The 12,589-nt window shown below is 61.2% G+C and carries 12 protein-coding genes; 10 read left to right on the top strand and 2 right to left on the bottom strand.

What is annotated here, in order from left to right:
- The first annotated feature begins 21 nt into the window (after positions 1–21).
- The 4 genes from GCT13_RS37220 (at position 22) to GCT13_RS37205 (ending at position 3,042) form a co-directional block, all read left to right on the top strand.
- Positions 22–951 carry a PDR/VanB family oxidoreductase gene (locus GCT13_RS37220; protein ID WP_152766956.1) on the top strand — a complete coding sequence of 310 codons (930 nt, stop codon included), beginning with the start codon at positions 22–24 and terminating at the stop codon, positions 949–951.
- Positions 952–1,024: 73 nt separating this feature from the next.
- Positions 1,025–1,678 (top strand): RraA family protein, encoded by a 654-nt coding sequence (locus GCT13_RS37215; RefSeq protein ID WP_152766954.1) that lies wholly within the window; start codon positions 1,025–1,027, stop codon positions 1,676–1,678.
- 30 nt (positions 1,679–1,708) lie between these two features.
- The gene (locus GCT13_RS37210; protein WP_152766951.1) at positions 1,709–2,368 is read left to right on the top strand and encodes an RraA family protein; all 660 of its coding nucleotides are present in this window, start codon (positions 1,709–1,711) and stop codon (positions 2,366–2,368) included.
- Positions 2,368–3,042: a 4-carboxy-4-hydroxy-2-oxoadipate aldolase/oxaloacetate decarboxylase gene (locus GCT13_RS37205; RefSeq protein ID WP_152766949.1), complete on the top strand. Its 675-nt coding sequence runs from the start codon at positions 2,368–2,370 to the stop codon at positions 3,040–3,042. The genes GCT13_RS37210 and GCT13_RS37205 overlap by 1 nt, the downstream gene beginning before the upstream one ends.
- 97 nt (positions 3,043–3,139) lie before the next feature.
- On the opposite strand, the gene GCT13_RS37200 is transcribed toward GCT13_RS37205, so the two are convergent.
- Entirely contained in the window at positions 3,140–3,601 is a 462-nt protein-coding gene (locus GCT13_RS37200; protein WP_152766946.1) for a MarR family winged helix-turn-helix transcriptional regulator, read from the bottom strand.
- 818 nt (positions 3,602–4,419) lie between these two features.
- On the opposite strand from GCT13_RS37200, the gene GCT13_RS37195 reads away from it, so the two are divergent.
- The 6 genes from GCT13_RS37195 (at position 4,420) to GCT13_RS37165 (ending at position 11,772) form a co-directional block, all read left to right on the top strand.
- Entirely contained in the window at positions 4,420–5,544 is a 1,125-nt protein-coding gene (locus GCT13_RS37195) for a porin (protein WP_152766944.1), read from the top strand.
- A 379-nt stretch (positions 5,545–5,923) separates the two neighbouring features.
- The gene (locus GCT13_RS37190) at positions 5,924–7,210 is read left to right on the top strand and encodes an aromatic ring-hydroxylating dioxygenase subunit alpha (protein WP_152766942.1); all 1,287 of its coding nucleotides are present in this window, start codon (positions 5,924–5,926) and stop codon (positions 7,208–7,210) included.
- A 793-nt stretch (positions 7,211–8,003) separates the two neighbouring features.
- Positions 8,004–8,786 (top strand): 2-keto-4-pentenoate hydratase, encoded by a 783-nt coding sequence (mhpD, locus tag GCT13_RS37185; protein WP_152766940.1) that lies wholly within the window; start codon positions 8,004–8,006, stop codon positions 8,784–8,786.
- A gap of 39 nt (positions 8,787–8,825) precedes the next feature.
- Positions 8,826–9,767: an acetaldehyde dehydrogenase (acetylating) gene (locus tag GCT13_RS37180; RefSeq protein WP_152766938.1), complete on the top strand. Its 942-nt coding sequence runs from the start codon at positions 8,826–8,828 to the stop codon at positions 9,765–9,767.
- A gap of 21 nt (positions 9,768–9,788) precedes the next feature.
- Entirely contained in the window at positions 9,789–10,814 is a 1,026-nt protein-coding gene (gene dmpG / locus GCT13_RS37175; protein WP_152766936.1) for a 4-hydroxy-2-oxovalerate aldolase, read from the top strand.
- A 511-nt stretch (positions 10,815–11,325) separates the two neighbouring features.
- Positions 11,326–11,772 (top strand): hypothetical protein, encoded by a 447-nt coding sequence (locus GCT13_RS37165; protein WP_152766934.1) that lies wholly within the window; start codon positions 11,326–11,328, stop codon positions 11,770–11,772.
- Positions 11,773–12,300: 528 nt separating this feature from the next.
- Here the strand turns inward: GCT13_RS37165 and GCT13_RS37160 are convergent.
- On the bottom strand, positions 12,301–12,589 hold a 289-nt coding region (locus GCT13_RS37160), incomplete at its 5' end, for a transposase (RefSeq protein ID WP_152766932.1).

Raw genomic sequence — 12,589 nt, 5'->3', positions numbered from 1 at the left:
ATAGATGTCCGCGTCAAGTCGATGACCTGGCTGGCGCAGAACGTGGTGAGTGTCACGCTGGAAGCCATTGATGGACATGATTTGCCCGATGCAGAGGCCGGCGCGCATGTCGATGTCAAGCTGAACGACACGCTGTCGCGCAGCTACTCGATCGTGCGATGCGAAGGCAAGCCGGTGCGCTACGAAATCGCCGTCGCGAAGGACGCAGGCGGCCGGGGTGGATCGCGCCACGTGCACGAGACCCTGCGCGCCGGCGACACCGTGCAGATCAGCGCGCCCCGCAACCTGTTCCCGATCGACAGGGACGCACAGCTGAACGTGCTGATCGCGGGCGGCATCGGCATCACGCCGCTGTGGTCTATGGTCCGGCAGTTCGAGGCGCTCGGGCGCGCATGGGTGCTGCATTACGCGGCGCGCGACCGGCATCACGCGGCGTATCTCGCCGATATCGAAAGCTTTGTGGCGGCGTCGGCACACGGCCGGATCGAGACGTATTTCGACAAGGCGCCGGACGGCCGGCGCATGGACGTGACCACGGTCGTCCGCGAGGTGCCGGCGGGTGCGCACGTGTATTGCTGCGGTCCGAAGTCGATGCTGGATGCGTTCGAGGCCGCGGCCGCCGGGCTGCCGGCGGAGACCGTCCATCTCGAACGATTCGCACCGCTGCAGGAGGCATGCGCCGCCGGCGAGTTCACGGTGGCATTGGCCCGGTCCGGACAGTCGTTCCGGATTCCGGCCGACCGGTCGATTCTCGATGTCCTGCTCGAGAACGGCGTCGACGTCCCGTTCGGCTGCATGCAGGGTGCCTGCGGCATGTGCGAGGTCGGGGTCCTGGATGGGAAACCCCTTCATCTCGACATGCTGTTCTCGGACGAGGACAAGGCAACGAAGCAAAGCATGCTGATTTGCTGCTCGCGCAGCGCGACCAACGTGCTGACTCTGGATGCCTGACGTGCCAGCCGCGAGGCACACGTCAGGCATCGCCCGAACCTGTTATTCAACTCATTTCCCGACGGAAAACATCATGGCTGACCAAAACGTACAGCGCTTGCGGCGGCTCGACTGCTGCGCCGTGTCGGACGCGCTCGACAAACTCAAGCTGACGGGGGCGGTGAGCGGCCTGCCGCAGCGCTCGGGCGCGGGCCGCGTGGCCGGCCGGGCGATCACCGTGAAGCTCGGCACGGGCGAAGGGCCTCCGGGGCCGCCGGTCCATCTGGGCTGCACGGCCATCGAACAGGCCGGCAGCGACAACGTGATCGTGGTCGAACAGCGCAGCGGGGTGGAAGCCGGCTGCTGGGGCGGCCTGCTGTCGCTCGCCGCCAAGGTGCGCGGCGTGGCGGGCGTGGTGGCCGACGGCCCGGTGCGCGATATCGACGAAGCCGTGACCTACGAGCTGCCGGTGTTCAGCCGCGCCACCACCGCACGTACCGCGCGCGGCCGCGTGGTCGAGAAGGGCACCAACGTGCCGGTCGAGATCGGCGACGTGACCGTGGAAGCGGGCGACTACGTGGTGGCCGACGACAGCGCCGTGATCTTCATCCGCGCCGCCGACATCGAGGACGTGCTGGACGTGGCCGAAACCATCGCCAACAAGGAAGCCGTGATGGCCAAGGCGATCCTGGCCGGCACGCCGGTCGGACAGGTGATGGGCGGCAACTACGAGCATATGCTCAAGTAATCCTAAAGAATTCAGGCAGGAATAGAAATTATGACGACTCAGGACAAGAACGTCGAGCGCGCCTCGAAGCTCGATACCGCGACCCTTTCGGACGCCCTCGACAAGCTCGGCATTGTCGGCCAGTGCTACAGGATCAAGCCGCGCAGCAGCGACTTCCGCACGACGGGCCGCGCCTTCACGATCAAGTACGGCCCGCCTTCGGTGCCGGTCGGCACTGTGGGCGACTTCATCGACGACGTGCCGGTGGGCAGCATCGTCGTGCTCGACAACGGCGGCCGCGAGGACTGCACGGTATGGGGCGACATCATGACCGAGATCGCCCATCGCCGCGGCATCGCCGGCACCGCGATCAACGGCATCTGCCGCGACGTCGCCCTGTGCATGAAGCTCGGCTACCCGGTGTTCGCGCGCGACCACTGGATGCGCACCGGCAAGGACCGCGTGCAGGTCGAGGCGATCAATATCCCGGTCAATCTGGGCGACGCGCGCGTGGCGCCGCGCGACCTGCTGCGCGGCGACGCCGACGGCATCGTCGTGATTCCGAAGGAACACGAGGAAGCCGTGCTCGAAGCGGCCGAAACGATCCACCACGCCGAGGAAGCGATCCGCGAAGCCTGCCGCGGCGGCATGCGTCTCGACGAGGCGCGCAAGCAGTTCAAATACCACCAGCTGCAGACCCGGAGCAAATGATGACGGCGAACATCAAGGAACACGACGCGCCGACCACGACCCGCGTCGACATCGAACGCGTCGACGCCGCCGTGGTGGAACGCGCCCGCAACATGCCGACCGCGACGCTGCACGAAGCGGGCGGCAAGATCGGCGCGCTGCCCTCGGCGATCAAGCCGGTGGCGCCGGGCTTCAGGATCTGCGGCACTGCGTTTACGATCCATTCGTCGGGCGGCGACAACCTGTGGCTGCACCGCGCGCTGGTGCTCGCGCAGCCGGGCGACGTGCTGGTGGTGTATGCGAACGGCGCCTACGAGCATGGCTACTGGGGCGAGGTGATGACCACCCAGGCCAAGACGCGCGGCCTGAATGGTCTGGTGATCGATGGTGGCGTACGCGATGCCGACTTGCTCGAACAGATCGGCTTCCCGGTCTTCTCGCGCGGTCTGTCGATTCGCGGCACTGGTAAGGACTACGGTGCGATCGGCTGGCTCAATGCCCCGGTGCGTATCGGCAACGTGACGGTGTCGCCGGGCGACCTGATCGTGGGCGATCGCGATGGCGTGGTGGCGATTCCGCGCGATCAGGCCGCCGAAGTGGTCGAGAAGGCAATGCAGCGCGAAGCTGACGAGCAGGCGATCTGCAAGCGCCTCGAAGCCGGCGAGAACACCATGCGGATCTACGGCTTTCACTAAAGCATGTGATCGAGTCGAGCGGCGTGCTTGCGTTGCTGCTCGGCTTGCCGCACGACAGCTCGCCGTAGCCGGAACGTTGATTCAGGCAGGCCGGACATCAAAGGTTCAAGGCCGGCAAGTCGGCTTCCTTGGCGCGCTTGGTGAGCTGGGCGCTGCGGATCCGGCTCAACAGGAAGCGCAGATGCGCCACATCTTCGCCACTCAGGCAACTGAAGAAGTTGCGTTCGACTTCATCGATTGCCGACTCGCACTGAACAAGAAGCTTGCGTCCGGCCGCCGTCGACGATATCAGGATCGTACGCTTGTTGAGCTGCCCGGATTGCCGTTCGATAAGCCCCCTGGCTTCCAATACTCGAATGTACTCGCCCATCGACTGAGCCGTGATCATGGTCCGGCGAGCCAAACTCGCCGACGTCACGGGTTCGAGGTGGGCAATCAAGTTGAAGACCATGTACTGGCCGGCAGTAATGCCGATGGCCTGCAGGCATTCGTCGAGTTCGCGATGAATCAGCTGCTCGACCTGCTGAATATAGAAGAAGGTGCGACCGCTAACGGACATCAGGTCTTCCTTGTTGTCGGGGATTATGCCGAGTACCCGAACGTCGGGTGGGCGAATCTCAGGGGAAAGATAACCGTCATTATTTCATATTGATGGAATGCAGGCTTACATATTTTTTGTATCGGACGAACTGCAGGCGTTCAAGCCAAGCCATGCGATTGAGCACGCTCGCGCGGATGGCTACCTCGGTCGCCTGGGATCTAACCTTGCGTGTCCACGGCGAATGACATGTAAGGTCTCCTGCATCTCATCCATTCCGCGCATCGTATCTCTGTCCAACATCATCGCCCACCAACGCCGCTTACGTGGGATCGAAATTCAACAGATTGCTAGGGGAAATCACCAGTTTTTGATGTAAGGCGTCCTGATATTATTGCTGAACGATAAAGCGCCTTGAATATTCCTCGATGAGGCAGGTCGACTTGAAACGCGGTTGATCTGCTGGGGACAGACGCGTCAGCTAGGCGACGTTCTTTTCACGAGAACTATCCTGCGCGGCCAAGCTGATCGCCGATCCAGTGGGTGGCATGGGAGCGAAGTTGGATGTCATGGTAATTGCTTAGGTAAACGAATTAATTGCGTCTTCGGCGCTCCGTCGATGAGGAGGGTGCCGTCTGTGCTGACGCGCTTTGCAAGTTGCTGAAGTGACGGCGGCTTACGCCATCGCGGAAGACCCCTGTGCGTGATGTTAGACCCCTCACTCAATTGCTCGCGATTCTTCGCAAAGACCGCGAGCACCCACCGCACCAAGCACGACGCGATCATCGAGTTCGTCAACGAAGTGTTAATAAAAAAAATAGCTAGGAGACTTAGAAGGTATGAAAAAAGTTGTCGCTCTCGCAGCGCTCGGCGCTTTTGCAGCAGCAGCACACGCTCAAAGCTCGGTGACGCTGTATGGCATCATTTCTGAAGGCGTCCAGTGGTCTAGCAATCAAGGCGGTCACTCGGTCGTTAAGCTCGACAATGGTACCTCCCAACCCCCGCGTTGGGGTCTCAAGGGCACCGAAGATCTGGGCGGCGGTCTATCTGCGATATTCACGCTGGAAGGAGGTTTCGACGTCACGAACGGAAAACTGGGTCAAAGCTCGGCCGCCACCCAGCGTATCTTCGGTCGCCAAGCTTTTGTCGGCCTGTCCTCGAGGGACTACGGCACGGTCACGATGGGTCGTCAGTATGACTTCGTCTACGACAACTTGGAGCAGTTCGAAGGCGTGGTCGCCAACAATTTCGCGGTCAACGTGGGCGACAGCGATAACGCGATGGGCGGTTTCCGCTACAACAACGCGATCAAGTACCTGAGCCCGACTTACAACGGTTTGACTGCTGGCGCAATGTATGGCATGAGCAATGCTGCGGATGCCTTCTCGATCAACCGTATGCTGGGCTTGGGTCTGTCGTATAAGAGCGGTGGGTTCCGTGCTGCGGCAGCGTTCACCAACATCGACATGCCGAACGCGAACACGACCGGCTCCGTTACCGACGATTATCTTGGTACGCCGTTCATCCTGTTCCATACGAGCCCCAATGGCAAGAATGTTGATCGCCATCGCAGCATTGGTGCTGGCGCGGGCTACGACTTCGGCAAGATCATAGCGAACGTTCTGTGGTCCGATGTTCGCTTCAACTATCTCGATAACACGAGCGTGCATCTCGACAACTTCAATGCATCGCTCATGTACCGCCTGAGCCCGTTCACGACGCTCGGCGCAGCCTATGTCTATACGACCGGCAAATTCGGCGGTGTGGCCTCGAATCCGTCGGTGCACTGGAATACAGTGTCTCTGAGTGTCGATTACGCGTTTTCGAAGCGTACCGACGTCTACGTCTTCAGCGATGCCCAATTTGCATCGGGGCCGCGTGCGATACCCGTTTTGTGGACGTCTTTGCCTTCGACGTCGCGTTCGCAGATCGACGTGGTTGCGGGCATCCGTCACCGGTTTTAAGTCTGAAGCTCGCCTTTAACGTCTAGCAGGCTGTTGAAGAATCTCCTGCACAGGCCATCCGTGCAGGAGCGGAAAACGCTAAAACAAGGAATCGAGCAACCCCAAGACAGTAACGATGCGCGATGCGTCATCTGGCCAGAAATCTTGGCATCGCTGTTTGAGCCCAGCTACCGCGATGAATGCGCCGCGATACGTAGAAGGGCATTGCAGTAGCCGCGCTGCCATGGAAATTATGCGATCTTTTTGCGACGTTGGTTCGCCTGGGTCCATCGGAATCTCGGGCGGAGCATCGTAATGTGTGGTGACAGTGTCCGCGTGATGACCGTCGTCCGCTCCCCAACGTTAGTTTCTTTGCAATCGATATCTCAGGAATACAAGCATGCTGACTGAGGCGCAGAATCGTCAATTGACGGAAGTGGGTCCCGGCACGCCGATGGGTGAAGTGTTGCGACGCCATTGGCATCCGATTGCCGGTATTGACGAGCTCGAACGCGAGGCTATCAAGCCGGTGCGTCTGATGGGTGAGGATCTGGTGCTGTACAAGGATTTGAGTGGTCGTTATGGCCTGATCGAGCGCCGGTGCGCTCATCGCGGCGCGGATCTGGCTTATGGCTTTGTCGAGCGGGACGGCCTGCGCTGTAACTACCACGGCTGGCACTATGGTCCGGACGGCCGGTGCGTGGCACAGCCTTATCAGGATCGGGTCGCACCACACGGGAGGATGCGTGACCGGATTCGTCTGGCGTCCTACCAGGTGCGTCCGCTCGGCGGCCTGTTGTGGGCTTATCTTGGCCCGCTACCCGCGCCCGAACTGCCGGACTGGGAGCCGTTTCACTGGCGTAATGGTTTTGTCCAGATCGTCTGCGCCGCAGTGCCGTGCAACTGGCTGCAAACTCAGGAAAATTCGATCGATCCGCTGCATTTCGAGTGGATGCATGCGAACTGGGGAAGGCGTTTGCGTGGTGAACAAGAATATGCGCCGGAGCATCTCAAGATGGCCTTCGACGAATTCGATCATGGCTTCATCTATCGGCGCGTCACGGCGGACACCGACGAGTCACATCCATTATGGACGACAGGTCGGGTCTGCCTGTGGCCGAATGGCTTTTTTCTGGGCGATCACTTTGAATGGCGTGTGCCAGTCGACGACGAGAATACGCTCAACGTGACCTGGTCGTATATCCGTGTACCGCGCGAGTCCGAGCCCTATGTACAGACGTCGATTCCTACCTGGTATGCGCCGGTTACTGATCCACGCACCGGCCGCTGGATCAACAGTCACGTGATCAATCAGGACATCGTCGCGTGGTGCGGACAGGGGCGGATCGCTGACCGTACGCGGGAGAATCTGGGCGCCAGCGATGCCGGTGTGGTGATGATCCGGCGTCAGTATTTCAAGGATATCGAGGCAGTGTCGCAGGGGCGTGATCCCAAGGGCGTATTGCGTGAGCCAGCCGGACCGGACGGGGTGATGCTGCCGTACGGCGACTGGCGGGACTTCTATGCCAACAGCCTGCCGCGCGTTGAGTACGAGAGCCATCCTAAATGGAGCAAGCTGCTGCATCATTTCCTGTTTCATCCTGGACAGCCCGAGGCTGTGCGTCGTGCTTGCGAGGAGGCGACAGGCGTTCCCATGCGGGATATCGATGGTGCAGTTGCGGTGTGATGTGATGGGCGGTTGGCATTCGCGTAACCTGCAGAGCGTTCTTGACTTCATTTAGTTCAGGCGCTTGGTGTAGGGCTTACTCATGCTGCTGAACTTGCTGCGCCACAAGCAGTAACTGGAGTCCGGGAAGCCGCGCGCGCAAAGCGAAGGTTTGTCACCCTACGCGGTGGCGAAAGGGATGACTGCACCTCCTGATCGGTAGGTTGTGTTTGCAACATTATCGACGAAGTATGGGCAATGGGCGACCACGGGTATGTATGAGTACACGCTCGGGCGTAGCCGCGCACTCATCGAAAGAAGAACCGACGAATGACCGCCGGGATTCGTCTGTGTGTGCGCAAAATCCTCGACGGCGAGCGTTCTCTGCCGTCAATCGGCTTGACCTTGGGCATCCGGATTCTCTCGCTCAATGTCGAGCTGGCTGTGTTGACGTTCAGTATCAGGGTGCGCCGGGGCTTCTCAATCCTGAGGGGGAAATGCAGGGAGGGATGTTTGCCGCCATGCTGGATCTTTCCCCGGCGCGCACCGTTAGTGCTCCCGTTCAACAGCAATAGTTCATGTTGCGTCTGCAACGTGATCTGCTTTCGGTGGATACGATGAGCACGATGAGATCAAGCACGACGGTAGCAGGCCGTCATACGAGATCCGTACCTGGATTGCCGCATTTGGTGCGCTGGAAGCGTTCGGTGAGTACGAAGCACACCTTGATTTTTTGCGGGGCGATTCAGAAGTGGATCGCGGGTTTCGCCACCATGCATTCGCAGCTGGTGACACGATAATGAGGAGACGTAGGATGGAGAAGGAAAATATACAGGCCATTGCTGCGCGTCTGCGTGAAGCGGAGCGTACGCGCGAGGCGATCGACCCGGTGCGCAGCGAGATCGCGCTCGACGACATGGCATCCGCCTATGCGGTGCAGCAGGCCAACGTCGATGCGCGCGTGACGGCGGGCGGGCGCATCGTCGGCCGCAAGATCGGCCTGACCTCGCTGGCGGTGCAGAAGCAGCTCGGCGTCGACAAGCCCGACTTCGGCGCGTTGTTCGCCAGCATGGCCTACGGCGACGACCAGCCGATGCCGCTCGCGAGCCTGATCCAGCCCAAGGTCGAAGCCGAGATCGCGCTAGTGCTCAAGCACGACCTTGTGCGCGAGAGCCACACCTACGCCGACCTCATCAGCGCCACCGACTACGCGCTGGCCGCGATCGAAGTGGTGGACAGCCGCATCCGCGACTGGGACATCCGCTTTGTCGACACCGTGGCCGACAACGCCTCGAGCGCGCTGTTCGTGCTGGGCAGCCGCCCGGTGCCGCTCGCCGCGCTCGACCTGCCGGCCGCCGAGATGACGCTCGAACGCGACGGCGAAGTGCTGTCGCGTGGCAGCGGCGCGGCCTGCCTCGGCAATCCGCTCAATGCCGCGGTCTGGCTGGCCGACCGCATGGCGCAGCTCGGCACGCCGCTGCGCGCCGGCGACGTGGTGCTGACCGGCGCGCTCGGTCCGATGGTTGCGGTCACACAACCGGGCACCTATATCGCGCAGATCGAAGGGCTGGGCAGCGTGCGCGCCACCTTCGACTGACCCACGAACCTCCTTAAGCAAAGCACTCAGGAAAACGAAATGACTCCGGAAAAACTCAAGGCCGCGATCATCGGGTCGGGCAATATCGGAACCGACCTCATGATCAAGATCATGCGGTACAGCAAGCATCTGGACATGGGCGCGATGGTCGGCATCGATCCGAACTCAGACGGCTTGGCGCGCGCCGCGCGCCTAGGCGTGGCGACCACGCACGAAGGGGTGCAGGGCCTGGTGAACCTGCCGGTATTCAAGGACATCGAGGTGGTGTTCGACGCCACCTCGGCCGGCGCGCACGTGAAGAACGATGCGTTCCTGCGCCAGCACCAGCCCGGCATCCGCGTGATCGACCTCACGCCGGCCGCGATCGGCCCGTACTGCGTGCCGGTGGTCAACCTCGAGGCCCAGCTCACGGCGCCCAACGTCAACATGGTGACCTGCGGCGGCCAGGCCACGATTCCGATGGTGGCGGCCGTGTCCCGCGTGGCCAGGGTGCATTACGCCGAGATCGTCGCCTCGATCAGCAGCAAGTCGGCCGGCCCGGGCACGCGCGCTAATATCGACGAGTTCACCGAAACCACCTCGAAGGCCATCGAAGTGGTGGGCGGCGCGGCCAAGGGCAAGGCCATCATCATCCTGAACCCGGCCGAACCGCCGATGATGATGCGCGACACCGTCTACGTGCTGTCCGAAGCCGCGAGCCAGGCCGAGGTCGAAGCCTCGGTCGAGGCAATGGCCGCGGCCGTCAATGCCTATGTGCCGGGCTACCGCCTCAAGCAGAAGGTGCAGTTCGACGTGATCCCCGAGAGCGCCCCGCTCGATATCCCGGGCCTGGGCAAATTCGGCGGCCTCAAGACCTCGATCTTCCTCGAGGTGGAAGGCGCGGCGCACTACCTGCCGGCCTACGCGGGCAACCTCGACATCATGACCTCGGCGGCGCTGGCGACGGCGGAGCGCATCGCGGGCATGGCGGTGGCGGCGTAATGGTAGAAAGGACTGCGAACTATGAACAAGAAACTGTATATCTCCGACGTGACGCTGCGCGACGGCAGCCACGCGATCCGCCATCAATACTCGATCCAGAACGTGCAGGACATCGCACGCGCACTGGACAAGGCGAAAGTCGACAGCATTGAAGTCGCCCACGGCGACGGCCTGCAGGGCTCGAGCTTCAACTACGGCTTTGGCGCGCACAGCGACCTCGAATGGATCGAGGCGGTGGCCGACGTGGTCACGCACGCGCAGATCGCCACGCTGCTGCTGCCGGGCATCGGCACGATCCACGACCTGAAGGTGGCGTATAACGCCGGCGTGCGCATTGTGCGGGTGGCCACGCACTGCACCGAGGCCGACATCTCGAAGCAGCATATCGAGTATGCGCGTGAACTGGGCATGGACACGGTCGGCTTCCTGATGATGAGCCACATGACCACGCCGGAGAACCTGGCGCTCGAGGCGAAGAAGATGGAAAGCTACGGCGCGACCACGATCTACGTGGTGGATTCGGGCGGCGCGCTGGGCATGAACGACGTGCGCGACCGTTTCCGCGCGCTCAAGGCGGTGCTGAAGCCGGAGACTACCACCGGTATCCATGCGCACCATAACCTGAGCCTTGGGGTGGCGAACTCGATCGTGGCCGTGGAAGAGGGTTGCGACCGGATCGACGCGAGTCTGGCGGGGATGGGCGCGGGGGCGAGCAATGCGCCGCTGGAAGTGTTCATCGCCGCGGCCGAGCGCTTGGGCTGGGACCACGGCACCGATCTCTACACGCTGATGGACGCGGCCGATGACATCGTGCGTCCGCTGCAGGACCGCCCGGTGCGGGTGGACCGCGAGACGCTCGCGCTCGGCTATGCCGGCGTGTATTCGAGCTTCCTGCGCCATTCGGAAGTTGCGGCGAAGAAATACGGCCTGCGGGCCGTGGACATCTTGGTCGAACTCGGTAAGCGCCGCATAGTGGGCGGCCAGGAGGACATGATCGTCGACGTTGCGCTTGATCTGCTCAAGCAGCAAAGTGCTGCTGCGCAGTAAGGCCGACCGCCCACTCGGGCGATCGGCCATTTTTTGGGTGCGCCCAGCATGGGCGCATTCCTGCGGGTGCAAGTCCTGCCATGAGTTGGTCACGGCAAATGAGGTGATCTTCTCCGACGGCATGGAGCCTGACTATCTGCGGTTCACGGCGGGAATGGAAGCAACAGTGACCCTCGCCGGGGACGAGGGGTGTCTTGTGGTGTAGCTCGCCCGGGTCGGTTCAGGCTGGAACAAGCCGACGCGGTGGCACCCCGTTCCCGGTTGTTTCCGGAGAAGTAGTGGGAAGATGGAGCATTACGTTGCCGTGATAACCGGGCATTATCACGGCAAGCGCTGGAGGAGCAACGTGAGCGCGGGAGGGCAGGGCATAGCTGCCGGCTTTTCGGCCAATGCTGACATTGGAGCAGACGTGGGGTCCACGTCAGCAATGTGACGGATTGCCGACGTTGGCGGCATCGAGCGGCGAAGCGCCGGTTTCCTACACCGGCGAACCCATGCGCTCGGCCCGCTGGTGACAATCGACGTGGGTAGTGAAGCGCCCGGCTTTGATATCTCATCCAGTTTGCGGTATCCATTTAAGCTCAACGCGAACAGGAGGCTCGATGGAACAGCGGTTCCGCATCTCCCAAATATATTGGCAAAGTACGCGAAGAAGCAAGCACTGGCGGCTGTTGCAGGTTTGATGACGCTGTCTGTCGATAACAGTTGTAAGGCGTTAAACGCTGCCGTTACGCACCTGATGGGTAAGGTAGTCGGGAAGCTGCGCCTGTTCAACAAGCGACATCTAGTCTCGCACCTGCTGTTCTTGCATGAGACTCTCTTGAATGATAAACAGCGGTGGCGCTCCACAGCACGTGCGGTGCAAGCCCCGTATGGGGCTGAAGACGGTCTCCGGGCGGCAAGCAACGCCGATGCCGAGCGTACGGAAATGAGCGTGACCCTTCGCGCCGACATATGAGCGCATCTCTCTGGACTCAAAGACGTCTTTATCGAAACGACCGCTGACCGTCGAATCGAGGAGGTACGTCAATGAATCTCGAAGCGTCCCCAACCCTGCAACATAGTAAGTTTCCTCCCCGTCCTTGCATGCAATCAAGGGGCGCAACATGACTGATACCTTTGGACGAAAGGCTGTGATAGATCGTTTCCGAGTGCCTGCCAAGCGATATCAGGGCACACATCAAACCATACAGTTCGTCCACCGAGAAGTCGTCGGGCTCTGCTCCCCCGGACACCTCGCATTCACACACAGCGGCCTCAACCAAAGTCCGTAATGCTTCCATGTATGATCTCGATCAACTCAGCGATTTTGAAATTCACACGCAGGGGACGGCTCAACTCGATTGCTTCAGTAGTCTTGCTTCGTAGCCTTCTTTGCCTGCCAAAGCCTAAACGTCCTGTTATCAGCTCTTAGCCCAACAAGGACGGATTTGACTCCGCTTGAAAGGTCGTAGTGACGCGACGATCGGTACTTCCTTAGACCGTGTTATGAACTTTGAAGTACTGGCACTGCATGCACGAGCATAAGCATGGCGAAGACCACGAAATGAAGCCCGGCAAGCGTTTCAGGTAATCGCTCATAGTCCCGCGCGAGGCGGCGAAAGCGGTTGAGCCAGCCAAAGCTGCGCTCGACCACCCATCGCCGGGGCAGCAGCACGAAACCTTTCTTTGCTTCCTGCAGTTTGATGACCTGCAGATCAATGCCTTCATTGCTGGCGGCCTGCGCAGCGTCTTCACCTGTGTATCCTTGATCCGCGAAGGCCACCTTGACCGTT

This window comes from Paraburkholderia franconis (genome assembly GCF_009362735.1).
In the GTDB taxonomy this organism is placed as follows: domain Bacteria; phylum Pseudomonadota; class Gammaproteobacteria; order Burkholderiales; family Burkholderiaceae; genus Paraburkholderia; species Paraburkholderia franconis.
This window is presented reverse-complemented; position numbering and strand designations above follow the sequence as displayed.